Source organism: Pseudomonas sp. BIGb0278 (assembly GCF_024809895.1).
GTDB lineage: Bacteria > Pseudomonadota > Gammaproteobacteria > Pseudomonadales > Pseudomonadaceae > Aquipseudomonas > Aquipseudomonas shirazensis.
The window spans coordinates 846363-871050 of record NZ_JANUEL010000001.1 but is presented as its reverse complement, the minus strand read 5'-3'; the positions used below and the strand labels follow the sequence as shown (position 1 = coordinate 871050).

The window sequence follows — 24688 nt, the reverse complement described above, 5'->3', positions numbered from 1 at the left end:
CCGATGCTGCGCTATATCCTGTTGCGCCTACTGTTGCTGGTACCGGTCATGCTGGCCGTGTCGTTGCTGGTATTTGTCTTGCTGCATCTGGGCAGTACCGACCCTGCGCTGGACTACCTGCGCCTGTCGCATATCCCGCCCACCGACGCGGCAGTGGCTGAAGTGCGCCAGGCGCTGGGGCTGGATCTGCCCCTGTACCAGCAATACTGGATCTGGCTGTGCAAGGCGCTGCAGCTGGATTTCGGTATCTCTTACCTGACCGGTCGGCCGGTGCTTGACGATCTGCTCTATTACCTGCCGGCGACGTTGCAATTGGGCGGCCTGGCGCTGGCCTGCACCCTGCTCTTCGCAGTGCCGCTGGGCCTGCTGGCGGCGCGTTGGCAGGGGCGCTGGCCAGATCACGCAGTGCGCGCGGTGACCTTCATCGGCGTGTCGATGCCCAATTTCTGGCTGGCGTTTTTGCTGATTGCGCTGTTCTCGCTTTGGCTGGGCTGGCTGCCGGCGCTGGGCCGCGGCAGCCCCGGCCAGCTGGTGATGCCAGTACTGGCGATCGCGCTGATGTCGATGTCGATCAACGCCCGCCTGCTGCGTGCAAGCCTGCTTGAAGCCAGCGGCCAACGGCATGTCACCTACGCCCGTGCCCGAGGTTTGCCCGAGCGGCGGGTGTGGCGCGGGCACATCCTGCGCAATGCCTGGCTGCCACTGGTGACCGCGACCGGCATGCACGTTGGCGAACTGATCGGCGGTGCGCTGGTGATCGAAACCATTTTTGCCTGGCCCGGGGTCGGCCGCTTTGCCGTATCGGCGGTGCTCAACCGTGATTTCCCGGTGATGCAGTGCTTCACCCTGCTGCTGACCGGCCTGCTGATGCTGTGCAACCTGCTGGTGGATATCTGCTATGCCTGGCTTGATCCGCGCAGCCGCCTGCAGGGGGTCGACGCATGAGCGCCTTTGCCGCGGTGCCGCACAAACCGTTGCGACTTCGCTGGAGCCTTGCGGCAGGCGCGCTGCTGGTCAGCTTGCTGGTGCTGCTGGCAGTGTTCGGCCAGTGGCTGGCACCACATGATCCGGACTTGATCGACGTCGGCCAACGCCTGCAACCGGCCAGCTTGAGTCACTGGCTGGGCACCGACCACCTCGGCCGCGACCTGCTCTCGCGGCTGATTGTCGGCACCCGCTTGTCGCTGGGCAGCGTGCTGTTGACGCTGTCCCTGGTGTTGGCACTAGGTCTGCTGGTCGGCGGCGTCGCGGGGTTTGTCGGCGGCAAGCTGGACCTGCTGCTGATGCGTATTTGCGACATGTTCATGACCTTCCCCACGCTGGTGCTGGCGTTTTTTTTCGTCACCCTGCTCGGCACCGGCTTGACCAATGTCATCGTCGCCATCGCTCTCTCCCACTGGGCCTGGTACGCGCGGATGGTGCGCGGCCTGGTCATCGCCCAGCGTGGCCGCGAGTACCTGCTGGCAGCACGGCTGGCCGGCGCTTCGCGCTGGAGCCGGCTGCGCCAGCATGTAGTGCCCAACATCGCCGGGCCGCTGCTGGTGCTCGCCACTATGGATATCGGCCATATGATGCTACACGTCTCCGGGCTGTCGTTTCTCGGCCTTGGGGTGACGCCGCCAACTGCCGAGTGGGGGGTGATGATCAACGACGCCAAGGAGTTCATCTGGACCCATCCGCAACTGCTGCTGTGGCCGGGGCTTATGATCTTTTTCTCGGTGATGGCCTTCAACCTGCTCGGCGACGCCCTGCGCGACCGCCTCGACCCTGCTCAGGAGCGCCACTAGATGCCCACCCCCACCCTCGAGTTGCGCACCCTCAGCGTTGCCAGCCGGAACACGCTGCTGGTCGATCAACTCAGTCTGCAGCTGCACCGGGGCAAGGTCTGCGCGCTGGTTGGCAGCAGCGGTTCGGGCAAGTCGCTGAGCTGTCTGGGCATGCTTGATCTGCTGCCGCAGGGCCTGCTGCGTAGCGGTGGCGAGCTGTTGCTAGACGGCGTTTCGCTGGCACCTGCGCAGGTGCGCGGGCACGTTGCGAGCCTGGTTCTGCAAAACCCGCGCAGCGCATTCAACCCAGTGCGGAGCATGGCCAGTCATGCTCAGGAAACGCTCAAGCTGCGTGGCGTGCATGGCGCCGATGCCCGTCAGCAAATGATCGAATGCCTTGCCGCAGTTGGCTTGGGCGATCAACAGCGGGTGCTCGAATCGTTCGCCTTCCAGCTCAGTGGCGGCATGCTTCAGCGCATGATGATCGCCTTGGCCTTGATGGCGCAGACCCCTTATCTGCTGGCCGATGAGCCGACCAGCGACCTCGATGCACTGAGCCAGGCACGCTTCCTCGAACTGTTGATGGAGCTGGTTGAAGGACACGGGCTAGGCGTGCTGCTGGTGACTCACGACATGGGCGTGGTCGCACGCTGCGCCGACCACGTGCTGGTGATGGACGCCGGGCGCATCGTCGAACGGCAAGACACCCAAGGTCTGTTCGACGCACCCGCGAGCGCCAGCGCCCGTACACTGCTAGACGCGCACCATCTGCTGACCGGGGGTCATCCATGAGCCTGCTGCGAGTACAGCAAGTTGAACACGGTTATCGCAGTGGCGGGCTGCTCGGCAGAGGTAAGTGGCTGCAGGTGCTGGAAGGCATCGATGTACAGTTCGAGGCCGGCCAGACCACCGGCCTGCTCGGTAGCAGCGGCAGCGGCAAAAGCACTCTCGCCCGCCTGCTGCTCGGGCTTGAGCGGCCCAGCCAGGGCCAGGTCAGCTTCGCCGGGCGGGACGTCAGCCGCTTGCGTGGCGAGGCGGCGCGCGATTTTCAGCGCGCCGTCCAATTGGTGTTTCAGGACGCGCCGAGCGCGTTCAATCCACAGCGCTCGATTGGCTGGAGCATCGCTGAGCCCCTGCGTCATCTGAGCACGATCAGCCAAGCAGCCCAACGCCAGCGCGTGTTGCAGTTGCTGGAGCAACTGGGCCTGTCGGCCGAACACGCCGAGCGTTTGCCGCAACAACTCAGTGGCGGTCAATTGCAGCGGGCCAATATCGCTCGAGCTCTGGCGATTTCACCCCAGCTGGTGGTGCTCGATGAAGCCCTGTCCAATCTCGACCGGGTGTTGCAGGTGCAACTGTTGCAGCGGCTTGAGCAACTGCGCCGCGACACCGGCACCGCGTTCGTGCTGATCAGCCACGACCTGAGCCTGGTGCGCTACTTCTGCCAGCGTGTAATGGTGCTTGCGGATGGCCGCATCGTCGAGGATCGATCCGTCGATCAGGAGCTCAGTTTTCAGCACTCAGCAGGCCAGCAGTTGCAGGCAGCGATGCTGCCAAGCCGTCCTGAGCGTGCGCGTAGCGAGTTTGATCTCGCGTGAAAAAATATTTTCAACAGCCTGCATCCAAACCCGTTCCTGGCGGGTAGTACTGTCAGCAGCCCATCGCTGCCACTCGGTTACTCACCAGGAGATACACCATGAATGGCAAACGTACTCTCAGCCTGATCAGCGCTTCCCTGGCCATCGGCGGCCTGTCCCTGTTCATGCAGACCGCCCAGGCGCAAATGGGCCTGCCGGATGCAGTCAAGGTGCCGGACGGCAACAAAGTGATGATGGAAACCGTCGGCGTAGGCGAGATCACCTACGAGTGCCGCGACAAGGTAGATGCCGCCGGCCAGACCGAGTGGTTCTTCGTCGGCCCCAAAGCCGTGCTCAATGACCGCAAGGGCAAAGCAGTCGGCGACTACTTTGGCCCACCTGCAACCTGGCAGGCCAAGGATGGTTCGAAAGTCACCGGCACCCAGGTCGCCGTCTCCCCAGCCAGCAAAGGCGACATCCCCTACCAGCTGGTCAAGGCCAACCCCGCCGACGGCAAAGGCGCGATGCAGGGCGTGAGTTACATTCAGCGCACCGCGACCAAAGGCGGCGTAGCTCCCGCCAGCGCATGCACTGCCGCCAACAAGGGTGAGAAACAGGTTGTCAAATATCAGGCCGACTACATCTTCTGGTCTGCCAAGTGATCGACGTGCGCGGCAAGTGCTGACTACAAAAGTCGTCTAAGCTCTGCGACAAACCCCGGCCAGCCGGCTGGGGTCCGCACCCCTTGCCAATGGCTGAACAGAATTTGTCCTTGCCTGAAACCGCGTTTGATTATCAACGTTGCCTGCTGGCCTGCGCTGCAGGCGATCGTAGAGCCCTGCGCGAGCTGTATCAGCAGGAAAGCGCGCGTTTGCTCGGGGTCGCCCTGCGCATCGCACGCGAACCGGCGGTCGCTGAAGACATCGTCCATGACGCCTTCGTGCGCATCTGGACGCATGCCGCAAGCTTCGACCCAGACAGAGGTTCGGCACGTGGCTGGATCTACAGCGTCACCCGGCATCTGGCATTGAACTTCGTGCGTGATGGCGCCCGCCAGGTGCCTCTGGATGAGCAACACGACGAGGCGCTGCAAGCCTCTGCGCAGTGGCAGCCAGTGGACTTTACCGCGCAGGCGCATTCGGCGCGGATTTACCACTGCCTGGAGCAGTTGGAGCCGGCGCGGCGCGACTGCATCCTGCACGCCTACGTCGACGGCTGCACCCATGCAGAAATCGCCCAGCGCATGAGCACGCCGCTGGGCACGGTCAAGGCCTGGATCAAACGCAGCCTGGCAGCATTGCGGGAGTGCATGGGATGAACAACGACCAGAGCAACGCCGATGAGCTGGAGCAACTGGCCGGTGAATACGTACTGGGCACGCTTGACGCCGAGCAACGTGACGCCGTGCAACAACGCCTGGCCTATGACGGTGCCTTGCGCGCCGCTATCGATGCTTGGGAGCAACGCCTGCTGGAGTTGACTGCCCTCGCCCCGGCGCAACAACCCTCGAGGCAACTGTGGCAGCGCATTGGCCGCAGCCTGGACAACCTCGCTCCACGTGAAGCAGCCCCCGAACGCAGCGTGAACACCTCCTGGTGGAACCTGCTGCCGCTGTGGCGTGGCCTGGCAGGTGCTGGCCTGGCGGCATGTCTGGTGATGGCCGTGGCGCTGTCGAGCCAGACTGTCACGCCGCCGCAGACCTCCTATCTGGTCGTGCTGGTCGCCCCGCAAGACCGCGCCCCGGGCTGGGTGATTCAGGCCAGCAGTCCGCGTGAGGTCGAGCTGATTCCACTCGGCCAAGTCACTGTGCCGGCCGACAAAACCCTGCAGTTCTGGACCAAAGGTGATGACTGGCAAGGGCCGGTGTCGCTGGGTCTGGTCCAGCCAGGGGAGAAGATTTCGGTGCCGCTGGACAAACTGCCGCCGCTTGAAGCGAACCAGTTGTTCGAACTGACACTGGAGAATGCCGGCGGATCGAAGACTGGCAAGCCGACTGGGCCGATTCAGTTTATTGGGCGGGCGGTGAAAGTCATCTGATTGTCGGCATGGAACCTGTGGCTTCGATTAAACACCGCATGAGCTATGTGGACAAAGCTGTGCAAAAGCCCTCATGCTCACAGCTTCAAGTTCACGACCGAGCAAGGAAGCCATCATGACTGTTCGCGGTAACGACCGGCAGATCGACAACATCGAATTCAATGTCAGCGACATTGCCCGCAGCAAAGCGTTTTACGCCAAGGCATTCGACTGGACCTTCGTCGATTACGGCCCGACCTACACCGAATTCAGTGACGGTCGCCTGAGCGGCGGTTTCACTACCGGCGAACCGGTACGCCCCGGCGGCCCGCTGGTGATTCTGTACGCCGACGATCTGGATGCGACTCAGCAGCGGCTGCTGGCTGCTGGCGCGCAGATCAGCCGGCAGACCTTCTCATTCCCCGGCGGCAGCCGCTTCCACTTCATCGACCCGGACGGCTACGAGCTGGCGGTGTGGACTGCAACAAGCACTGCTTGATCGGCCCGTTCAGTTGTCACCGAAAAAACTGCGCCCGCGTTCCTTGAGCAATTCGACCATCGCGGCCACCGCCGGTGGCAGATAGCCCTCGGCGCGAATCGACACCGCCACAGTGCGGTGCATGGTGGTTTCATCCAGGGTCACCGCACGCAAGCGCGACATACCGTGGCCGTGCTCAAGGGTTTCCCTCGCTACAAAGCTCAGCAGCCGGGTGCGCTCGATCAGGCGGGGCAGCATCGAGATGCTGTTGGCTTCGATCTGCACCTGTGGCATCGGCAAATGGCGAGTGGCAAACACGTTGTCGATCCAGCGCCTGGAACTGACCGTGATCGCCGGCAGCACCCAGCGGTATTGGCAAAGGCTGTGCAAGGTGATCGGCGCGGCAAACAGTGGATGGTCGGCACTGGCTACCACCACGGCCTCATCCTGCAGGATCGGGTAACTGCTGACGTGCGGATCATCGACGATCAGCGGGCAGATGATGGCATCCAACCGCCCCGAGCGCAGCGACTCCTTGAGCAGATCGTCCTGGCCGATGGACAGCTGCAAGGTCAGCTCGGGCGCGCGCTGCAACAGCGACTCGGTCAGCCGCGGCAACAAGTACTCAGCCATGCTCGCCGCGCAACCGAGGCGGATGTTGCCAATCAGACCACCGGCAAAATCGCGGACCTCGCGCTCGGTTTCGGCGATGTTCAGCTGCAATTGCCGACCTCGTTCAAGCAGCAACTCGCCTACGTCGGTCAGCTTGATACGCCGGCCATCGCGCTTGAACAGCCGCGTGCCAAGTGATTCTTCCAGCCGCTGGATACTTTTGCTCAAGGCGGGCTGGCTGCGGTTGAGCCGTTCGGCAGCCCGGCCAAGATGACCAAGCTCAGCGATGGTGGCGAAGTAAGTCAGGTCGCGAAGGTCCATGATTCATGAATTTCAGTTATAGGTTCATCGAAAGTAGAAAATAGACTTGATCGATTGCGCCGTCGATAATTTTCTCCAGTAAGCGCCGTTACCGGGTCGAGGAGAATCACCACGTGCAGTTGTTCCTATCAAATCCCCTGCTGATCCTGCGTTGGCTGGCCCTGATCGGTTGTGCTGCCGCCAGCGGCCAACTACTGCATGCGTTGGCAGTGCCTGCAGGATTGTTTCTCGGGCCGATGCTGACCGCGATCGCCTTTGGCGTCAGTGGCACCGGGCTGCGCCTGCACAAACAGGTGTTTCGCTTTGGCCAGGGCTGCGTCGGCCTGATGGTTGCCCACTCGATGAGCTGGACGGTACTGGCGGCCTTGGCGCAGTCGTGGCCGGTGATGCTGATAACCACGCTGGTCACTGTGCTGTTGAGCGCCATGGTAGGCCTGGCCACTGTGCGTTACGGCGGTATCTCGGCCGCGACTGCAGCCTGGGGCACAGCCCCTGGCGCAGCTTCGGCGATGGTCTCGATGGCGGAAGCACACGGTGCCGATCCTCGGGTAGTGTCAACCATGCAATACGTGCGGGTCGTCTGCGTAGTAATGATCGGCGCGCTGGTCAGCCACTTGCTTGGCGCCGGCGATATCGCCAGCAAGGCGTTGGTACCAGCCGCCAGCACCCCTGCGCTACAGCTGAACCAACTGCTGCCATGCCTGGCAGTGATTGTGATCGGGATAACCCTGGCCGCCAAACTGCCTGCGGGCGCGCTGCTGGCACCGTTGTTGATCGGTAGTGCGCTGCAACTGAGTGGCCTGATGCAGATCACCCTGCCCGGCTGGTTGCTGGCCTTTGCCTATGGCGCCATCGGATGCTACGTAGGCCTGCGTTTCGATCGTGCCACGGTGCGTTATGTGGGGAGCCGCTTGCCGACCATGATCGCCGGAGCGACCGGCTTGATCGCGCTGTGCGCCGGCTGCGCCTGGTTGCTGGCATGGGTCACTGGGCATGATTTTCTTTCGATGTACCTGGCAACCAGCCCAGGCGGGCTGGATGCCATGGCCATCATTGCGGTGGAAACCCACTCAGATGTCGGGCTGGTGCTGGCAATGCAGACCTTGCGCCTGTTTGCCGTGATCATTACCGGTGCCTTTTGCGCCAGACAGATCATCCGCCTGGCCAAGGCCTGAAACCCGCTTACCCTGCTGCGCGTTTACCAGAGCGCAATGTCGTAGGTCAGGTACAGCCGATTGCTGTCACGACCGCGGGCGAAGTCAGCGCGATAGACGTAGTTACGTGCCTTGATGCCAAGCCCCTTGAAGGTGCCCGACTGGACCACGTAGGCCAGCTCGATGTCACGTTCCCACTCGCTCAGGCCAGCATCGCCGGAACGGCCATTGTCACCGCTCAGGTAGCGGGTCATGAAGGTCAGGCCTGGCACACCGGCTGCAGCAAAGTTGTAGGCGTAGCTGGCCATCCAGGTCTTTTCTTCTTCCTCGATGAACTTGCCGATGCCAACGTTGCTGAACGAGTACACGGTCGCACCGCTGATGTACGGCAGCCCGGCGTCGCCGTTGAGCACCTGGTAACCGGCACCTACGGTATGGCCGCTGTGGGCGTAGGCCAACTGGCCGCTGAGCATGTCGTTGTCGATCCGGCCGGCGTAGGCCGAACCGCTGTCATGGCTGCTGAAGTAGCGCAGGTCGCTGGTCAGCACGCCGCCACCGAGCTTGAGGTCGTGCTGGATACCGGCGAAGTCCTGGCGGTAGAAGTTTTCCAGTTCGCCATGGAAGTAGCTCAGGCGCAGTGTTTTGCTGGCGGCATAGTCAGCACCGGCGTAGCGGAAATCGCCGGTCTCGTCGCCGCGATAGCCGTCGACATAGAGCCCGGTGCTGTCGGACGAATCGCGCTGCTTGAAGCGGTCCAGCTGGCCGGCAGTCAGGGTCAGTCCATCGATATCGGTGCTGACCAGTTGAGTGCCCTGGTAGGTCTGCGGCAACAAGCGTGCATCGTTATGCACCAGCACCGGGGTCTTGGGCAGCAAGGTGCCGTGCTTGACCACGGTATTGGCCAGCTTGGCTTTGGCGGTTACACCCGCGCTGGCGAACTCGTCGGCCGCGCGGCCATCGTCATGCACGGGCAACAGGCCGGTGCCACTGCGGCCGCGACCGGAGTCGAGCTTGACCCCGACCAGCGCCATGGCATCGAGGCCAACACCGATGGTGCCCTGGGTGAAGCCTGACTGGTAATCCAGCAAAAAGCCCTGCGCCCATTCGGTGCGCTCGCTCTTGGCAGTGGCGGCAGCACGGGCAGTCATGCCCTGCTCGTCACGGAAGTTCTCGTTGAAGTAGACATTGCGCAGTTGCAGCTTGAGTTTGCTGTCTTCGATAAAGCCGCCGGCGACAGCCACAGGCAGGCAGCCGCAGAACAGGCCGCAGGCGGCCCCACGCAGAAGGAGTGATTGCATGTCAGAGGACTCTTTTATTGTTTTTTGAAGGGCTGCGCGGGCACCGAGCGGTGCCCGTCCAACAAGGTCAGGCGAAGAACGAAATGGCGCCGGTCAGGACTGCCAGGGCGGTGATTACCAGGGAGGTATACACCGCCCATTTAACCGTGGCTTTCTGGAAGTCGCCGATATCGCGGTCAACCATCCCCACCAGCAGCAGGGTCGATGCCACCAGCGGGCTCATCAGGTGTACCGGCTGGCCAAGTACCGAGGCGCGAGCGATTTCCACCGGGTCGATGCCGTATGCAGCAGCGGCGTTGGCCAGGATCGGCACCACGCCGAAGTAGTAGGCATCGTTAGACAGGACGAAGGTCAGCGGCATGCTGGTGATCGCCACCACCAGCGGGAACCAGTGCCCCCAGGCATCCGGGATCCAGTCAACCAAAGTCTGCGCCAGCGCGTCGACCATCTTCGTGCCCGAGAAGATGCCCGCGAAGATACCGGCGGCAAACACCAGCAGGACCACGGTCATGGCATTGCCCGAGTGGGCGAGGATGCGCTCTTTCTGGATGTCCAGCTGCGGGTAGTTGATCATCAGCGCAGCAACGAAACCGATCATGAACAGGATCGCCGCGTGCATCACACCCAGCACCAGCGCAGTCATCACCGCGATAACCAGCACCAGGTTGACGTAGGCCAGGCGCGGACGCTTGTGCGGGGTGTCTTCCAGGATCGCCTTAATGTAGCAGTCGCCACCACCGGACTCGAGCTTGATGTTACCAATGCGCTTGCGCTCGCTACGGCCCAGCAGGAACGCGGTGAACACAACCCAGGCGGCGCCGCCGATCATGGTTGGCAGCATCGGGATGAAATAGTGGGTGGCGTCCAGGCCCAAGGCAGCGATGGCGCGAGTAGCCGGCCCGCCCCATGGGCTCATGCCGCTCATGATGCTCAGCGACAGCATCGAGATGGTCGCCAGAATCATCGGGTTCATGCCGATGCGCTTGTACAGCGGCAGCATTGCGGCGCAGGTGATCATGTAGGTGGTGGTGCCGTCACCATCCAGTGCGACCAGCAGCGACAGCAGCGCGGTGCCGATGGCAATTTTCAGCGGGTCGCCATTGACCCTTTTGAGGATCTTGCGGATCAGCGGATCGAACAAGCCCGCATCGATCATCAGGCCGAAGAAGAGAATGGCAAACAGCAACAAGGCTGCCGACGGCGCAACCATTTTCAGGCCGTCGAGCATCATCTTGCCGGTTTCCGGGGCGAAGCCGCCGATCACCGCAAATACGATAGGCACGACCGTCAAGGCCACGATTGGGGATAAGCGTTTGCTCATGATCAGGTAGGTGAACGTCACTACCATGACCAAACCGAGGAGTGCGAGCATGTCTGTATCTCTTGTTTTTATTGTAAATGTGCACGTCTGCCGGGCAGACGGCGCCTGACTCGCTCGATGCCCGGCAAGGCAGCGAGCGATTGTATGTCAATCGTTAAACAAAGCGTTTAAAGCGATCAGCCGGCGAGCCTGCGCACGGACGGCGCGTAGACGTAGCCGGAGAAGAGCCGCCGGGCAGTGCGTACCACCGAGGCTTGAATCGGCTTGCCTTCGGTGCGTTCCAGGGCAATATCGATGCTGCCGCTCGGGTGTTCCAGGCGCACCTGAGTAAGGCCATTGGCGCGCTCGCCGAGCATCTGCATGACCACCGTGCCTGGGCTGACGCAGGCCGTCGCCAGGCCTATGGCGCCGGTGATGGCCAATGCCCGATGGCAGTCGTGCGGCATGAAGTAACGCACCTGCAGGGTGCCGTCGAATTTAGCTGGCGAGATCAGCACGGGTTTGGGAATGACCATACCGCTGACATCGCCCAGGCCCATCGCCGCGCCGGCCTTGATCCGTAGCGCTTCGATCTTTTGCATCAACGCGCTGTTGCCCTCGAGCTCGGCCGGGCTTTCGCCGCCGGTAACGCCAAGCTTGCTGGCTTCGATGATCATCATCGGCATGGCCATGTCGATGCAGGTCAGCTCGACACCATCGATCACATCGCTGGCCTGACCGGTGGGGAACAGCTTGCCAGTCTTGCTACCAACGGCATCGAGGAAGGTCAACTGCACCGGCGCTGCGGTACCCGGCACGCCGTCGATCGCAGTGCGGCCCTCGTAGCGGACGATGCCGCCGGGGGTTTCCACCAGCGAGTTGACGAAGGTTCCGGTGTTCAAGTTGCGGATGCGCACCAGGGTCTTGCCTTCGGTGGCCTTGACCAGGCCCTCTTCGATGGCGAATGGGCCGACTGCGCAGAGCATGTTGCCGCAATTAGGTGCAGTATCGACGCGGCGCTGAGCGACCATGACCTGAACGAACAGGTAGTCGACATCGGCATCGGCATGTAGCGAGGGGCTGAGGATCGCCACTTTGCTGGTCTGCGGGCTGCCGCCGCCGATGCCGTCGATTTCCAGCTCATGGCCAGAGCCCATCAGGTTGATCAGCATTTCGTCACGCTCGACCACATTGGTCGGCAAGTCCCAGGCATGGAAAAACGGACCCTTGGAGGTACCGCCGCGCATCAGAACACAAGGAATTCGTTGCATGACTACTGACTCTTGTTGATCAATAGGGGGTATTGATGTGTTGGAAACAAGAGTGACAGGGACCGATAAATCAATCCAATGCAAAGATCGTAGCTATTATTGCGTGCAGCAAATGAATAAAGTCGTGGACTGCTGAAGAGAATCGTCATGGAATATGAGCTCCAGGATATAAGATCTTTCGTGAAAATCGCCGAACTGGGCAGCTTCCACGAAGCTGCTGATGTGCTCCATCTGTCTCAACCGGCACTGAGCCGGCGGATCAAGAAGCTAGAAGAAGGCCTGGGTACGCCGTTGCTCGAACGGACTACGCGCCGGGTCAGCCTGACCAGTGTCGGCCGCGACTTCCTGCCCAAGGCCAGACGCCTGCTGGATGACTTCGAGGACTCGATCCTGAGCATCCGCGAACTGGCCGAACGCCAGACCGGCCAGGTGACCCTGGCCTGCATCCCGACCGCAGCGTTCTACTTTTTGCCGTCGGTGATTCGCCTGTACAACGAGCAATATCCGAAGATCCGTATTCGCCTGCTCGATCTCAGCGCCAACGACGGGCTTGAGGCCGTACTGCGCGGTGAAGCCGACTTCGGCATCAACATGATGAGTGGCCAGCACCCGGACATTGAGTTCGTGCCGCTGGTCGAGGAGAAGTTCGTCCTCGCCTGCCGCCGTGACCATGAGCTGGCCAGCCGCGCTTCGGTGACCTGGACGCAGCTGGCCGACTATCGCCTGATCGGCGTAGGCCGCCTGAGCGGCAACCGGATGCTGCTCGACCATGCCTTGTCCGGCCTGAGCTGGCGTCCCAAGTGGTTCTATGAGGTGCAGCACTTGTCGACGTCGCTGGGCATGGTCGAGGCTGGCCTTGGCGTCTCCGCCATGCCCAGCCTGGCCATGCCGGCCGCCGACCACCCTACCCTGGTCAGCGTGCCGCTGAGCGAGCCAGAGGTGACCCGCACCCTCGGCCTGGTCTACCGGCGCGGCGCCTCGCTGTCGCCGGCTGCCGAGAAGTTCGTGGCCATTCTGCTGGAGAAATGGCCGAACAGCTGAGCCGTGCACGGCGACTGGCTTGCGCTGGTACTGAGCGGACGTCATTCGCCCCCCAGGCCGTGCGGATCGGGCTGGCGTTTTTCGATGGCAAACTTGAGCAACGCCGCGCTGCGGAAAATGCCGTGGGCGAACTTGCCGTAGGGCAAGGTCAGGAACAGCGCCATCACGCAGCCCAGGTGCACCGCGAGCAAGATTGCCATCGCTCCGGTGTCGCGCCAGCCGAGCAAGGCCAGGCCAGTCAGACTGACCAGCAGCAACAGCAGGATGAACGCGCGGTCCATCGGCCGCTGGCTGACATCGCCATGCGCTGGGTCGCGGCGCAGGTTGAGCACCAGCAGGCCGACAGGGCCGATGACCAGGCCCACACCGCCGACAGTACCCAGCACTACCGGCCAGCTGAGCAACGGATAAGGCGCCATTTCACCCAGCAGGTAGTGGTAACCGGTGGCGACCACCGTCGCCGCGAAACAGAGCATGAAACCGTAGAAGGTCAGGTGATGAAAACGCCGGCGCCACAAGGTGTAGCGGTCGCTCTCGTTGGTGCAGCCCTGGCCATGACCACCGTCCAGATACTTCAGTGTCAGCGCCGCAGTCGAGGCTTCCACCACCGCAGCATGCTTGCTTGCGGGCGGGCTGTCTGCCGGTGCGACCTCGCGCCAGAAGCGTCTGACGGCGATGCTCAACGCCAGCATGGCCGCGGCGAAGACCACGCCAAACATCAACGCCAGGGTGTTATGCGGGAACACCGCATAGAAATCCCCCGCCAGCCGCCCTGGTAGCAGCGTGCCATTGACCAGCAGCGCCAGCAGCAGGAACAGCGACAACCCGGCTGCCAGTGCACTGGCGAGCAGCGTGCCGTTATGCCGGTAGAGCCGGCCGAACGCGCTTGGCCAGGCGTAGTCCGAGTAAGTCTGGCCGCGCACGGTGGCCAGCGCCTTCGGCACATTTACGGCAAACTCATGCGGTGCGGCGTACTGGCAGGCATGCAAGCAGGCACCGCAGTTGTGACACAGGTTGGCCAGGTAGTGGATGTCGGCCTTGTTGAAGTCCAGCCGCCGGGTCATTGCCGGGAACACCGCGCAAAAGCCCTCGCAATAACGGCAGGCATTACAGATGCGCATCTGCCGGTCGACTTCGCTTTCGTCCACATTCAGCACGGCGATCAGTTCGCCGTGGCCCTTGCTGGGCTCGACCAGCCGCGGTTCAAGCAGTTGCGCAGTCATGGGTAATCTCGCTGGAAGGATGGTGATAGCCGAGCGCTGCCGCCGCCTGGGTGCCGGCAATCCGGCCGAAAGCGGTGCCGATGGACATGCCGACGCCGGCGGTGTAGCCCTTGCCCAAGACGTTGCCGGCCATCATTTCACCGGCAACGAACAGGTTCGGGCTGGGCTTGCCGGCAAAGTGCACGGCGGCGGTGTGATCGGTGCGCAGGCCCAGGTAGGTAAAGGTCACGCCGGGGCGCAACGGGTAGCCGTAGAAAGGTGGGGTATCCAGCGGGCGCGCCCAATGGCTCTTGACCGGTTGCACGCCTTGGGTATGGCAGTCATCAAGCCGAGTGTGGTCAAACGTGCCGACCTGGCAGGCTGCGTTGTAGGCCTGCACGGTGGCGACGAATTCGCCCTCGGGCAGGCCGAGCTGCTGTGCCAGTTCGCCGAGGGTATTGGCCTTGGTGCCGGCAAACACCGGCGGCATGAAACGCCCGAGCGCCTTTTGGTCAATGATCGAAAAGCCCACCTGCCCTGGCTGCTGGGCGACCAGGCGGCCCCAGATGGCATAGCGCTTGGGCCAGAAGTCTTCACCCTCGTCGTAGAAGCGCTGGCCGTCACGGTTGACCACCACGCCAAGCGACACGCAGTCGATACGGGTGCAGATGCCGCCGTCATACAGCGGAGCACGCGCGTCGATGGCAACCATGTGCGCCTGGGTCGGATCGCCGATGGTGTCGGCGCCCTGTTCCATCAAGCCACGCAGCAGCACGCCGGTGTTGAAGCGTGTGCCACGGATCAGAAAATTGTCTGCAGTCCACTCGCCACGTTCGTTCTGGCCCCAGGCCTCGCGTAGCCATTCACGATTGGACTCAAAGCCACCGGCGGCGAGCACACAGGCCCGCGCCTCGATACGTTCGGCGGGCAGGTCGCGGCCATCGACGTGACGTGGGCCGATATGGGCGGCCACAAAACGATCACCGTCAAGTTCGATGTGGCTGACCGGTGCGTTGTAGCGAACGCCTACGCCGAGCTGCTCGGCGCTGCGGAAATAGGCATTGACCAGCGCCTTGCCGCCACCCATGAAAAAGGCGTTGGTGCGCGCGGTATGCAGGGCACCGGACAACGACGGCTGAAAGTGCACGCCATGGCTGCGCATCCAGTCCCGGCAGGTCGCCGAAGCTCTGATAACCAGGCGCGCCAGCTTTTCATCGGTCATGCCGCCGGTGACCTTGAGCAGGTCCTGCCAGAATTCTTCTTCCGGGTAGCTCTCGACCAGCACATCCTGCGGCGCATCGTGCATGCACCTGAGGTTGCGCGTGTGCTGCGAGTTGCCACCGCGCCATTCGCGCGGTGCGGCTTCCAGCAACAGCACGCTGGCACCGGCCTCGCGCGCCATCAGCGCAGCGCACAGGGCTGCGTTGCCGCCCCCTATGACGAGCACATCAATCATATCGCCTCCTGTTCAGCGAGGAGACGGGCGTTCGGTTGCTCCTCGCGATGGCGGCGACTTTAGAGCGCTGCCCAGGACGGCGAAACGGGCTGTCGGCACAGGGGCCTGCAGTTTTGCTAAAGGGTCAGGTCGAGAGCATCCGTGCACCGGGCCACCGGCCTTGCTCGACCAGCTCACGCGCCACGTCGAACAGCACGATGCGCGTGGCCAGTGCCGCCGGTGACAGTTCGTCTTCGGCCAGGCTGACCATCACATTGCGCCGCTCGGCGTCGGCATCGCTGATCTCGAACACCTTCAGCCCCGCCTGCAGCGATCGCGCTACCGTGGCCCCTGGCTGGATGGTTGCGGCGTGGCCGGCACACACCGCGTCCATCAACAACGACAGGCCGTCGATCTCCATGACAATGTCAGGCTCATGCCCCACCCGCTCGAAGGCTGAACGCAGTGTCGTGCGCAAACCATGCTGGGCGCTGGGCAACACCAGCGGCAGATCCTTGAGCTGTGCCAGGCTAAGGCTATCGCCCCACTCCGCCCGCACCAGCGCCGCTGGCACCAACGCAAACAAGCGCTCTTGCAGCAGCGGTCGCAGGCTCAAACGCGGCCCCACATCGGCCTGGAACAGTACTGCCAGGTCCAGATGGCGCGCGTTGAGCTGGTTGACCAGATAACCCGAAAGCATCTCGACCAGATGCAGGCGCACGTCTGGATAACGCTCGCGCATGCGCGCAATTAGCGGCAGGCCGAGGATCGACGCTGTTGTGGGCGCCAGGCCTACGCTGGCATAGCCGCTCATGCGCCCGCTCTGCGCGGCCAGCACAGCGTGCTCGGCCTGACGCAGTGTCAGCCGGGCATGGTGCTGGAACGCCAAACCGGCCGCAGTCGGCGTCACGCCGGTGCTGGTGCGGGTCAACAGCCGCGTGCACAGCTCACCTTCGAGCTTGGACAGCTGCTGGCTCAACGCCGAAGCGCCAACACCCAGCTCAAGGGCGGCGCGGCCGAGGCTGCCGTGTTCGAGTACACCGAGGTAGTAGCGTAATTGGCGCAGTTCCATGGAGACCTCGGGCGATGGTGGGCGGCTACCCTATACTCAAAGCTTTGCACAACTCAATGGCTGGCTCGACGGTGATGTTGCAACCTGCTGGGCCGCACATCGGCACTTTCCCAGCGCGCTGGGATCGAACGTTGCAGACAAACCATTCGACTGTTTCCAGGAGGTGCCTGATGATCCTACGCAACACTTTGCTGCTGTCATGCCTGGCCTTGGCGCTGGCCGGCTGCGCAAGCTCCAGCGACAACCAGAAACCGCCGGCAACCATGCAGGTCGACCTGCAGCGTTACCAGGGCACCTGGTATGAAGTCGCCCGCCTGCCGATGTTCTTCCAGCGCAACTGCGTGCAGTCAGAAGCGCGATACGGTCTGCGCGCCGACGGCCTGATCGACGTCACCAATCGCTGCCGTGAAGAAGACGGCAAGTGGAACGAAGTCCACGGCACCGCCGAACCACAGGTGCCGGGCAAGACCGACAAGCTCTGGGTCAAGTTCGACAACTGGTTCAGCAAGCTTCTGCCCGGCTTGACCAAGGGCGAGTACTGGGTGCTGTACCACGATCAGGATTACCAGGTTGCATTGGTCGGCCACCCGAACCGCGAGTATCTGTGGCTGCTGTCGCGCACGCCGACCATCAGCAGTGAAACGCGTGAGAAATTGCTGACTACGGCGCGTGAGCAAGGGTATGACGTGAGTGAGTTGGTGTGGCGTAAGGCGGATTAGATGATATAGGTCGGAAGGGGCTAACGTGTCACGACACCTTCCGACCATATACTTACAGTTCCAGCTTCTTTTCGACAACAATCATTCAGATTTAATTCACTCACTGATACCCTCAAGCTATAACATTGAAAAATGTGATTCCCCAGTTTCTTTCAGACTAAAAGACTTTCCACAGGGACACCCGACCTCAACTCACAGCAAATCACCGATAGAGGTACGCAGACCAGCCGCGACGGGTTCACCACAACGTTATAACTAAATGAAGTAGCGGCATCCACGCGAACCCTACACACATCAGCAGCCCTCCGACATTAAGACGAATACGCAAGCCCCTAGGGATAAGCCTCAAATCTTCATCAGTGATTTGACCGCGCCGTACATATAGACGACGACAGTGAAGCAACCAAGAAAAATTTATAACGAACCACCACCTATCATGAAGCGCTCGAAAATTGCTCGGCATCACAATAATTAATCTCGGATTGGTAGAGACGATCTGTTGCAGACATTTGAAATCCCGACTCAGAATCACAAACACATACAAACCCATCCCTGCCCACATCAATACAAATGGTGTCACGAAGAGCCACAGCTTTAGGTCTAGCGACCATGATTCAGGGATATTCATCACTGCGTTGTTTTCTCATAGATAACCTCACCTCCCACCTCTCCAAGCGACCCACCATACTTACCACCGATTACTGCACCGGCGCCCACCATCACTAGGCTACAAACAGGGGCATAAGGACCAGCGAAGCCACATACCGCTACAGCGGCTCCCTTGCCACCGGCTGCACCGAGAGATCCGCCAGAGAGTCCGCCTATAAAACTGCCCGCCTCTGTAAACCGAATCCGCTTGCACTCCTCCGTCTCGCCCGCTCGACATACTTCCTCCACCTTCAAATAAGACGATGTACCTCCCAAGGCTGTGCCGATGTGTCCGCCATACTTGACGTACTTGGCCACCTTCGCCACCTCATCCAAATGCGTGGCATACCCCGGAATCTGCCCCGCCCCACCGGCTTTTGACCAATGATGAACCAGGCTTTTGGTAGAAATCTTCAAATCACGACGAAGACGCTCGTAAGGGCCAAGGTTCAATCGCTTGTTCAAAAACGCCGCCTTCAACTGTCTATCCAGCTGCCTGAGCAACTTCTGTCGACTAGCAAAAAACTCCGGGCTGTACAGGTGGCCGAACTTGGCGAACTGCTGTTTGTGTAACTGGTCGACTTCGAGCAAGGTCGCCCGGACCTGCCTCAGGCCTTGCTCCAGTACATCCTTACCGACACCCATGGACTGGCTGGCGCCTGTCAGCAGCCCTGCAATTTCAGCCTGGTGCTCCATCATGAATTCGGCTTCGTCGTAGTCGAGCAGCGCCAGCGAGTCGCGGGCCTGCTGTGCGGCGGCCATCAGTTGAGCTTCTTCGCGGGTGCAGGCGTCGCCGTTGTCGGGGTCACCAATGACGAAAATCTCTCCGGCCTTGAAGCCTTGCTGGAACGTCGGGTTGAGCATCTGCAGGCGCGAGATCGGCAAGGTGCTGTCCTGCCCGGCTAACTGCATCAGCACCTGCGGGAAGGACATGTTGCGCTGGACAATATGGAAGCCTGGCTCATTGATGTACGGCCGGCTATCAACGAAGTGCACAGGCTGACCAAAGCTCTGCGCGCTTGGGCCGACCACGCGCGAAGACCTTGTCTCCCGCCAGGGTGGAACAAAGTCAGGTGGCGCTACAACTCGGTTGGTACCGGGCGGGCAAGCGCACTGCACCAGCGAACCATCGACCGCCACTTCGCTGCCATCGGAGATAAAGCATGGCGCGCCTTCGGCGACAGTGCCTGGTTCGGCGCACAACGGGCAGGCCGTGGTCTTGTCGCCGACACGCAGGACCATGCGCCCATCACAGATGTAGCCATCACCCGTGGCGATGCACACCGCACCCGTTGTCGTATCATCGCCATCGACAGCTTGACCTTTACCGTCAATTATCACGCGCATCTGCAAACGCCCTGTGCTTGTTGAGCCAGGAAAACTAGCAGCTGCTGACCGGTATTTTTCCCCGCCAAAAGCGAACAGGATGCGCCCTACTACATTGAGCGAAAAGTCTTACGGGCCTGAGACTTTTCCTGACAGCCAAAACGCTCAAATCTGCTTTGAGAGTCTTCATCAGTCAGCCAACGCAAGGCTAAAATAGCCCTCCGAACCCAAGAGGATCCTGCAATGGACCTGCAGTTTCTGGGCACCTCGTCTGGGGTACCCACCAAGGCCCGCAACGTCAGCGCGACAGCAGTCATCGAAGCGTCCGGCAAAAGCTGGTATCTGGTTGATTGCGGCGAAGGCACCCAGCATCAGTTACTGCACACATCACTGTCGATGCGTGATCTGCGCGGGATATTCATCACCCATGTCCACGGTGACCACTGCTACGGGCTACCGGGATTGCTCGCCAGCGCGGGAATGTCCGGGCGCAGCGAACCGCTCGAACTGATCATGCCGCTGGCACTGCATGAGTGGCTGCGCCTGAGCCTGGCGGTGAGCCAGACCTATCTGCCCTTCGAACTGCATCTGCTGGCGGTAGAAACGCTGCAGGACTGGCGCAGCACGCAGGTTGCGGTGACTACCGTAGAGCTGTCGCACCGGGTGCCGAGCTATGGCTTTGTGTTCACCGAGATCAACCCGGAGCCGCGCCTGGACACCGACCGCCTGCAAGCCGACGGCATCCCGCGCGGGCCGCTGTGGGGTGATCTGGCCCATGGCCGGCAGGTCGAACATGAAGGTCGTGTGCTCGACACGCTGACTTACCTGAAGGCATCGCGAGCGGCCCGGCGCATCGTCGTCTGCGGCGACAACGACTCACCCGCTCTGCTGGCCGAGGTTGCCAAAGGTGCCGATGTGCTAGTGCATGAAGCCACCTTCACCGAACCTGTGCTGCAACGCTCGCAATCGAACTTCGGCCACAGCACTGCGGCGGCTGTCGCGCAATTTGCCGAGGCTGCAGGTGTACCGAACCTGGTGCTGACTCACTTCAGCGCCCGTTATCAGGACAACCCGCAGCGCAGCCCGTCCATCGATGATGTGCGCCAGGAGGCGCAGGCCCATTACAGCGGGCAACTGACGCTGGCTCGGGACCTGCAGCGTTATCACCTGGGCAAGGATGGCCTGCTCGCAGCGGTGTGAGTTGGCCGACAGTGCGCTTCTCCACAAAGATCAGTAACCGGTCATTTCCAGGTAACCCCTGCCCTGCCCGCTGCCGCCCTCGACCCGCACCGGCCCTTCCCAATACGGGAACCGGGTGTTCATCCAGGCCTGCTTGTACAGCGCTTCGACCTGGACATCGACGCCCTGCTCCGGCAGCCGCACGCGCCAGCGGGTCGGTACGGTTTTACCGTTTGCCTGCTTGCTCGAGGCCAGCACTTGCAGCTCGATCTGCGCCCCCTGGAGTGGCTGGGTCTTGCCGTCGGCGCTGACCCAGGTGCCGGCTTTATAGGCATCGCCGTGAGCTTCGCGCACCTGAAACAGCATTACCTTGGCGCCGCTGTCCAGGTGCAGGGAAAACCAGTCCCAGCCTGACTGCCCGGCCGCCAGAGGTTGGCTGCTCCATTCGCGATCGAGCCAGGCCTGACCGGTAACGGCCACGTGCTGGCCGTCACGCTCGACTTCGCCACTGACCTGATAGAACGGTTGGCTGTAGTAATAGGAAGCCTGGCCTTTGCCGGATTTTTCGCTGTAGCCCTTGGCCCCGTGCAGCACCAATGGCCGCTCACTGACCAAGTGCAGATCAAAGCGGAAATCCTCGCCTGCGGCTTTCATCTGCAACTGGCCAATCCCATTGCCGCCCTGCAGCGACCAATCATCTATCCAGGCGCGAAATGGCTGCGCCTCAACCCCAGCCTGGCCAATGCCACCGCGGGCGAGCACCTCACTGGACTGATGACCGCCCGGCCCGGTCAGCGCCGCGTGGCCCATCCACAGATTGGGGCTGTTCCAGTCGGCGGTTTCTGCGCCAGGGCGCAATGCCGAACGAAACAAGGTCCACTGCGCACCCCACTGCCGCCCCTGGGCATCCTGCAAGTTGGCGGTGACGTACCACCACTCGATGCGGAAGCCGTCGTGGGCGCCATGATCACGCGGGAACTGCAGCTCATGGCCCGGCGTGACCTGTTGGAAGGCGCCGGCCTCCTGCCCCAAGCCGGCAAAACTGCTGGGCTCGGGTGCAGGCGCATCGCAGCCTGCAAGCAGCAGGCACAGCGCGGTCAGCCAGGGTTTAACGTTCATTGGCAAACTGCCTCAAGAGATCGCTGGGTTGCCTGCGCGCCAGTTGCCAGAGCGGCCAGACGCTGGCCAGAAAGCTGGTCAGCACCCCGAGTACTGCCAGTTGCAGCAGCTGACCGGGGAATACATAGAGCGGCAGACGCCAACCAAACGCCTGCACGTTGACCACGGCCACCAGGCACCAGGCCAGCAGCAAGCCAAGCGGAATCGCCAGCAACACGGTGCAACTGCTCAGCATCAGGGTCTGGCCGAGTGTCAGCCAGATCAACCGACGGCGTTCGACCCCCAGCGCCCACAACGGCGCCAACTGGCCCAGGCGGCTCTGGCCGAGGCTCAGCAGGCTGATGAACAACGCCACACCAGCGATACCGAGGGTCAGGCTGTTGAGTGCGGCGGTAGCGGCAAAGGTGCGCTCGAACACCGCAGCAGACCATCGCTTGAGCGTGGTCTGCTCGACCATGCGGCTGTCATCGAGGCTGAACTGTTGGCCCAGCGCCCGCTTTAGCGCCGGCAAATGCTCGCCAGCCAAGGTCAGGCCCAGATTGCTCAACGTCGCCTGCGGCCAGTGCTGGCGTAACCAGTCGGCGCTGATCAGCAGGTGCCCTTTGGGATTGCCATAATCGGCATAGATGCCCACTACCGGCATCGTTTGGGCTGATGGCTCGGGCAGTTGCAAGGCGTCGCCAAGACCCAGCTGCAGGCGCCTGGCCAACTGTTCGCTGAGCATGATCCCGCGCCCCTGCGCAAGCTGCTCCCAGGCACCGGCGGATTTTTCCAGCAGCGGCCAGTGATTGTTGTAGTACGGGTGATCGACGATGCCCTGGACCTGCGTCGGCCATTGGTGCAGCCGCCACTCGACGCGCCAGTTGGGCAGCACCGCGGTGACTTCGGGCTGGCGTGCCAGCCAGTCGCTGATCTGCACTGCCTGGGCAGTGTCGCGCGGGGTCAGGTACAGGTCTGCCGACAGGCGCTGATCGAGCCAGCCGGTAAAGGTGCGGCGAAAGCCCTCGGTCATGCTGCCCACACCGACGCTGGCGGCCAACGCCAGCAGCAAGGCCATCAGCGCCAGGCTCAGCGCCGGCAATTGCTGGCGGCTGTCGGCGACGAACCATTGCGGCAATGGCCGCCGGCACAAGCGCGCCAAACCGGCCAGGGCAAGCTCGAGCAAGGCCGGCAGCAATAGCGCCGCTGCCAGCAGCAATGCCGCGAGCAGGACAAAGGCGCTGCTCAGGTTATTGCCCCACTGCCAGCACCCCAGCGCTACCAAACCAAGCAACAAGGCGACCATCGCCTGACGACGCAGCCACGGCCCTTGGGCCAGGCGCCAGGCCTGTGGCTGGGCAAGCGCCAGCAGCGGCAGGCGCGCAGCGCGCAGCACGCTGCTGACACCGGCCAACAACGCACCGAGCAGACTCACGCCGACGCCGGCCAACCACCACTGCGGCGACAGGCTCAGCTGCCCGGCGATCTGCGCTCCATACAAGCCGCGCACGCTGGCCGCGAAGTCAGGCAACAACAGGCTGGCCAGCAGATAACCACTGACTACCCCGGCGAGGCCGCCGAGCAACGCGAACGCACCCAGCTCCAGCGCCAGCCCGGTCAACAGCACCCGCAAGCTGACACCGCAGGCACGCAAGGTTCTGATCAAGCCGCGCCGTTGCTCCAGCGCCAGGCCAATGGCCGCATGGGCAATGAACAGGCCGACCACGAATGCCAGCAAGCCCAGCGCAGTCAGGTTGAGGTGAAAGCTGTCGGTCAGGCGCTGCAGATCACCGTCGTCGCCACCGGTTTGCAGCATAAGCTGGGCGGCGATGTCGGCAGGCAGCGCGGTGGGTTGTTTTTCGAGCAGCAGACGCGACAGTTGTCCTGGCGCGCCGAGCAGGGCCTGCGCGTGGCCGATATCGACCACGATCACCCCAGGCGCCAGTTCCGCTTGCAGGACCAACGGCGGCATCAGCTGACCATCGCGGGTGCGCGCGCGCTCACCCGGTTGCAGGTTCAACTGGCGTAGCGTGTCTGGACTGATCCAGGCTTGCCCAGGGCTGTCGATGAAGGCCGCAAGCTCGAACGCTTGCGCCTGTACCCCGGCCACGGCCATCTTCGCTGGCAGGCTCAGCGGTTCAATACCGATCAAGCGCACTGCCTGAGTCGCGCTTCCTGAAAGTTGCAGGCGGCCTTCCAGAACCGGCGTCACCTGCACGCCACTAGTGCGCAGTTGCACATACAGCGCTTGCGCTAGATGCTCGCCCTGACGCGGCACCAGTTGCGTCTGGCTGGCGCCCGAAAGCACACCACTGGCACGGGCATAGTCGCTGCGGGCCTGGCTGTTGAGCGCCTGCACGCCGGTCCACAATGCCGTTGCCAGCCATAGCCCGGTAAAGATACTGAAGCACTGCAAGCGGTGCCGGCGCCAATGGCTGAGCAGCGCCTGCAAGGTGATCAGCAGGCTGGCCATCAATCCGGCTCCGGCTGAACACGTCCAGCCTTGAGGAAGCACCGATGTTCGAGCCGCGCCGCCAACTGCCGGCTGTGGGTCACCATCAACAGGCTGCTGCCCGCCTGGGCAACCAGCTCGAGCATCAGTTGCAGGACTTCTTCACTGCTTGCTTCATCGAGGCTGCCGGTGGGCTCGTCGGCCAGCACCAGCGCCGGCCGTCCCGCCAACGCACGACCAATCGCCACACGTTGCTGCTGGCCGCCCGACAGCTGCTCGGGGTAGCGCTGCAACAACTCGGTCAACCCAAGCCGCTCCGCCAGCTGCGCGGTCCAGGCAGGATCGTGGCGCCCGGCCAAGCGGGCTTGAAACGCCAGATTGGCGGCAACGTCGAGGCTGCTGATCAAGTTGTACTGCTGGAACACCAGGCCAATGCTGTCGCGCCGCCAGCGTGCCAGCGCCGTTTCGTCCCGCGTATCGAGGGGTACATCCTCGATCAGTATCCTGCCACTGTCAGCCCGATCAAGTCCGGCGAGCAGGTGCAGCAACGTGCTTTTGCCACTACCGGATTCGCCCATCAGCGCCAGGCTGCTGCCCCGCGCCAGTTGCAGGTCGACGCCCTGCAGCACAGGCAGAACGCCCTGGGCGGTATTGAATGACTTGCGCAGCTGCTCGACGACCAACATCGGTGGGGGCTTCCTCTCAGGGCACAACGGGCGTTAA

Annotated in this window: 23 protein-coding genes; 12 read left to right on the top strand and 11 right to left on the bottom strand. The window is 62.4% G+C overall.

Features of this window, described 5'->3' with window-relative positions:
• The first annotated feature begins 3 nt into the window (after window positions 1-3).
• The 8 genes from nikB to M2396_RS04010 all read left to right on the top strand — a co-directional run bounded on the left by nikB (window position 4) and on the right by M2396_RS04010 (window position 5858).
• Window positions 4-945, top strand: coding sequence for a nickel ABC transporter permease subunit NikB (gene nikB, locus M2396_RS04045; protein ID WP_101320041.1), 942 nt, complete (start codon window positions 4-6; stop codon window positions 943-945).
• Window positions 942-1787: a nickel ABC transporter permease subunit NikC gene (gene nikC / locus M2396_RS04040; RefSeq protein WP_259073284.1), complete on the top strand. Its 846-nt coding sequence runs from the start codon at window positions 942-944 to the stop codon at window positions 1785-1787. Before nikB ends, nikC begins: the two co-directional genes overlap by 4 nt.
• Window positions 1788-2558 carry an ATP-binding cassette domain-containing protein gene (locus M2396_RS04035; RefSeq protein WP_259073283.1) on the top strand — a complete coding sequence of 257 codons (771 nt, stop codon included), beginning with the start codon at window positions 1788-1790 and terminating at the stop codon, window positions 2556-2558.
• The gene (gene nikE / locus M2396_RS04030; RefSeq protein WP_150569042.1) at window positions 2555-3364 is read left to right on the top strand and encodes a nickel import ATP-binding protein NikE; all 810 of its coding nucleotides are present in this window, start codon (window positions 2555-2557) and stop codon (window positions 3362-3364) included. Before M2396_RS04035 ends, nikE begins: the two co-directional genes overlap by 4 nt.
• Window positions 3365-3462: 98 nt before the next feature.
• Window positions 3463-4005 (top strand): DUF3455 domain-containing protein, encoded by a 543-nt coding sequence (locus M2396_RS04025; RefSeq protein ID WP_181089267.1) that lies wholly within the window; start codon window positions 3463-3465, stop codon window positions 4003-4005.
• Between the two features lie 89 nt (window positions 4006-4094).
• Window positions 4095-4661, top strand: a complete 567-nt coding sequence (locus tag M2396_RS04020) for a sigma-70 family RNA polymerase sigma factor (protein WP_101320050.1) — start codon at window positions 4095-4097, stop codon at window positions 4659-4661.
• Window positions 4658-5380, top strand: a complete 723-nt coding sequence (locus M2396_RS04015; RefSeq protein ID WP_188036136.1) for an anti-sigma factor domain-containing protein — start codon at window positions 4658-4660, stop codon at window positions 5378-5380. The genes M2396_RS04020 and M2396_RS04015 overlap by 4 nt, the downstream gene beginning before the upstream one ends.
• A 115-nt stretch (window positions 5381-5495) precedes the next feature.
• On the top strand, window positions 5496-5858 hold the full coding sequence (locus tag M2396_RS04010) for a VOC family protein (RefSeq protein WP_188036137.1): 363 nt from the start codon (window positions 5496-5498) through the stop codon (window positions 5856-5858).
• Window positions 5859-5867: 9 nt separating this feature from the next.
• On the opposite strand, the gene M2396_RS04005 is transcribed toward M2396_RS04010, so the two are convergent.
• Window positions 5868-6770 carry a LysR family transcriptional regulator gene (locus M2396_RS04005; RefSeq protein ID WP_101320056.1) on the bottom strand — a complete coding sequence of 301 codons (903 nt, stop codon included), beginning with the start codon at window positions 6768-6770 and terminating at the stop codon, window positions 5868-5870.
• Between the two features lie 113 nt (window positions 6771-6883).
• On the opposite strand from M2396_RS04005, the gene M2396_RS04000 reads away from it, so the two are divergent.
• The gene (locus M2396_RS04000) at window positions 6884-7945 is read left to right on the top strand and encodes an AbrB family transcriptional regulator (RefSeq protein ID WP_259073278.1); all 1062 of its coding nucleotides are present in this window, start codon (window positions 6884-6886) and stop codon (window positions 7943-7945) included.
• Between the two features lie 23 nt (window positions 7946-7968).
• On the opposite strand, the gene M2396_RS03995 is transcribed toward M2396_RS04000, so the two are convergent.
• The 3 genes from M2396_RS03995 to M2396_RS03985 all read right to left on the bottom strand — a co-directional run bounded on the left by M2396_RS03995 (window position 7969) and on the right by M2396_RS03985 (window position 11793).
• Window positions 7969-9222, bottom strand: a complete 1254-nt coding sequence (locus tag M2396_RS03995; protein WP_150572466.1) for an OprD family porin — start codon at window positions 9220-9222, stop codon at window positions 7969-7971.
• 67 nt (window positions 9223-9289) lie between these two features.
• A complete protein-coding gene (locus tag M2396_RS03990) occupies window positions 9290-10594 on the bottom strand; it encodes a CitMHS family transporter (RefSeq protein ID WP_150572467.1) in 1305 nt (434 codons plus the stop codon).
• Between the two features lie 125 nt (window positions 10595-10719).
• Window positions 10720-11793, bottom strand: coding sequence for a 4-oxalomesaconate tautomerase (locus M2396_RS03985; protein ID WP_101320064.1), 1074 nt, complete (start codon window positions 11791-11793; stop codon window positions 10720-10722).
• Window positions 11794-11940: 147 nt separating this feature from the next.
• Here M2396_RS03985 and M2396_RS03980 point away from each other — a divergent pair, with 147 nt between their 5' ends.
• Entirely contained in the window at window positions 11941-12834 is an 894-nt protein-coding gene (locus M2396_RS03980) for a LysR family transcriptional regulator (protein ID WP_101320065.1), read from the top strand.
• A gap of 41 nt (window positions 12835-12875) precedes the next feature.
• Here M2396_RS03980 and tcuB read toward each other — a convergent pair whose 3' ends face one another.
• The 3 genes from tcuB to M2396_RS03965 form a co-directional block, all read right to left on the bottom strand.
• A complete protein-coding gene (gene tcuB / locus M2396_RS03975; RefSeq protein ID WP_188036139.1) occupies window positions 12876-14057 on the bottom strand; it encodes a tricarballylate utilization 4Fe-4S protein TcuB in 1182 nt (393 codons plus the stop codon).
• Entirely contained in the window at window positions 14038-15492 is a 1455-nt protein-coding gene (gene tcuA / locus M2396_RS03970) for an FAD-dependent tricarballylate dehydrogenase TcuA (RefSeq protein ID WP_188036140.1), read from the bottom strand. The genes tcuB and tcuA overlap by 20 nt, the downstream gene beginning before the upstream one ends.
• 124 nt (window positions 15493-15616) lie before the next feature.
• On the bottom strand, window positions 15617-16543 hold the full coding sequence (locus tag M2396_RS03965; protein ID WP_101320071.1) for a LysR family transcriptional regulator: 927 nt from the start codon (window positions 16541-16543) through the stop codon (window positions 15617-15619).
• A gap of 170 nt (window positions 16544-16713) precedes the next feature.
• On the opposite strand from M2396_RS03965, the gene M2396_RS03960 reads away from it, so the two are divergent.
• On the top strand, window positions 16714-17262 hold the full coding sequence (locus M2396_RS03960) for a lipocalin family protein (protein WP_101320073.1): 549 nt from the start codon (window positions 16714-16716) through the stop codon (window positions 17260-17262).
• Between the two features lie 627 nt (window positions 17263-17889).
• Here M2396_RS03960 and M2396_RS03955 read toward each other — a convergent pair.
• Complete coding sequence (locus M2396_RS03955; RefSeq protein WP_259073274.1) at window positions 17890-19257, bottom strand: PAAR domain-containing protein; 1368 nt, start codon at window positions 19255-19257, stop codon at window positions 17890-17892.
• Between the two features lie 222 nt (window positions 19258-19479).
• Here M2396_RS03955 and M2396_RS03950 point away from each other — a divergent pair, with 222 nt between their 5' ends.
• Window positions 19480-20436, top strand: a complete 957-nt coding sequence (locus tag M2396_RS03950) for a ribonuclease Z (RefSeq protein WP_259073272.1) — start codon at window positions 19480-19482, stop codon at window positions 20434-20436.
• A gap of 30 nt (window positions 20437-20466) precedes the next feature.
• On the opposite strand, the gene M2396_RS03945 is transcribed toward M2396_RS03950, so the two are convergent.
• The 3 genes from M2396_RS03945 to M2396_RS03935 are packed head-to-tail and all read right to left on the bottom strand — an operon-like array spanning window position 20467 to window position 24651.
• Window positions 20467-21534, bottom strand: coding sequence for a lipocalin-like domain-containing protein (locus M2396_RS03945; RefSeq protein WP_259073270.1), 1068 nt, complete (start codon window positions 21532-21534; stop codon window positions 20467-20469).
• Window positions 21524-23986 (bottom strand): ABC transporter permease, encoded by a 2463-nt coding sequence (locus M2396_RS03940; protein ID WP_259073268.1) that lies wholly within the window; start codon window positions 23984-23986, stop codon window positions 21524-21526. Before M2396_RS03940 ends, M2396_RS03945 begins: the two co-directional genes overlap by 11 nt.
• Window positions 23986-24651, bottom strand: a complete 666-nt coding sequence (locus M2396_RS03935) for an ABC transporter ATP-binding protein (RefSeq protein WP_188036144.1) — start codon at window positions 24649-24651, stop codon at window positions 23986-23988. Before M2396_RS03935 ends, M2396_RS03940 begins: the two co-directional genes overlap by 1 nt.
• Window positions 24652-24688 lie beyond the last annotated feature (37 nt).

What these genes read in the sequence shown, in the direction of transcription:
- nikB (WP_101320041.1), top strand. Translation starts at nt 4, where the DNA reads ATGCTGCGCTATATCCTGTTGCGCCTACTGTTGCTGGTACCGGTCATG.
- nikC (WP_259073284.1), top strand. Translation starts at nt 942, where the DNA reads ATGAGCGCCTTTGCCGCGGTGCCGCACAAACCGTTGCGACTTCGCTGG.
- M2396_RS04035 (WP_259073283.1), top strand. Translation starts at nt 1,788, where the DNA reads ATGCCCACCCCCACCCTCGAGTTGCGCACCCTCAGCGTTGCCAGCCGG.
- nikE (WP_150569042.1), top strand. Translation starts at nt 2,555, where the DNA reads ATGAGCCTGCTGCGAGTACAGCAAGTTGAACACGGTTATCGCAGTGGC.
- M2396_RS04025 (WP_181089267.1), top strand. Translation starts at nt 3,463, where the DNA reads ATGAATGGCAAACGTACTCTCAGCCTGATCAGCGCTTCCCTGGCCATC.
- M2396_RS04020 (WP_101320050.1), top strand. Translation starts at nt 4,095, where the DNA reads ATGGCTGAACAGAATTTGTCCTTGCCTGAAACCGCGTTTGATTATCAA.
- M2396_RS04015 (WP_188036136.1), top strand. Translation starts at nt 4,658, where the DNA reads ATGAACAACGACCAGAGCAACGCCGATGAGCTGGAGCAACTGGCCGGT.
- M2396_RS04010 (WP_188036137.1), top strand. Translation starts at nt 5,496, where the DNA reads ATGACTGTTCGCGGTAACGACCGGCAGATCGACAACATCGAATTCAAT.
- M2396_RS04005 (WP_101320056.1), bottom strand. Translation starts at nt 6,770, where the DNA reads ATGGACCTTCGCGACCTGACTTACTTCGCCACCATCGCTGAGCTTGGT.
- M2396_RS03995 (WP_150572466.1), bottom strand. Translation starts at nt 9,222, where the DNA reads ATGCAATCACTCCTTCTGCGTGGGGCCGCCTGCGGCCTGTTCTGCGGC.
- M2396_RS03990 (WP_150572467.1), bottom strand. Translation starts at nt 10,594, where the DNA reads ATGCTCGCACTCCTCGGTTTGGTCATGGTAGTGACGTTCACCTACCTG.
- M2396_RS03985 (WP_101320064.1), bottom strand. Translation starts at nt 11,793, where the DNA reads ATGCAACGAATTCCTTGTGTTCTGATGCGCGGCGGTACCTCCAAGGGT.
- M2396_RS03980 (WP_101320065.1), top strand. Translation starts at nt 11,941, where the DNA reads ATGGAATATGAGCTCCAGGATATAAGATCTTTCGTGAAAATCGCCGAA.
- tcuB (WP_188036139.1), bottom strand. Translation starts at nt 14,057, where the DNA reads ATGACTGCGCAACTGCTTGAACCGCGGCTGGTCGAGCCCAGCAAGGGC.
- tcuA (WP_188036140.1), bottom strand. Translation starts at nt 15,492, where the DNA reads ATGATTGATGTGCTCGTCATAGGGGGCGGCAACGCAGCCCTGTGCGCT.
- M2396_RS03965 (WP_101320071.1), bottom strand. Translation starts at nt 16,543, where the DNA reads ATGGAACTGCGCCAATTACGCTACTACCTCGGTGTACTCGAACACGGC.
- M2396_RS03960 (WP_101320073.1), top strand. Translation starts at nt 16,714, where the DNA reads ATGATCCTACGCAACACTTTGCTGCTGTCATGCCTGGCCTTGGCGCTG.
- M2396_RS03955 (WP_259073274.1), bottom strand. Translation starts at nt 19,257, where the DNA reads ATGCGCGTGATAATTGACGGTAAAGGTCAAGCTGTCGATGGCGATGAT.
- M2396_RS03950 (WP_259073272.1), top strand. Translation starts at nt 19,480, where the DNA reads ATGGACCTGCAGTTTCTGGGCACCTCGTCTGGGGTACCCACCAAGGCC.
- M2396_RS03945 (WP_259073270.1), bottom strand. Translation starts at nt 21,534, where the DNA reads ATGAACGTTAAACCCTGGCTGACCGCGCTGTGCCTGCTGCTTGCAGGC.
- M2396_RS03940 (WP_259073268.1), bottom strand. Translation starts at nt 23,986, where the DNA reads ATGGCCAGCCTGCTGATCACCTTGCAGGCGCTGCTCAGCCATTGGCGC.
- M2396_RS03935 (WP_188036144.1), bottom strand. Translation starts at nt 24,651, where the DNA reads ATGTTGGTCGTCGAGCAGCTGCGCAAGTCATTCAATACCGCCCAGGGC.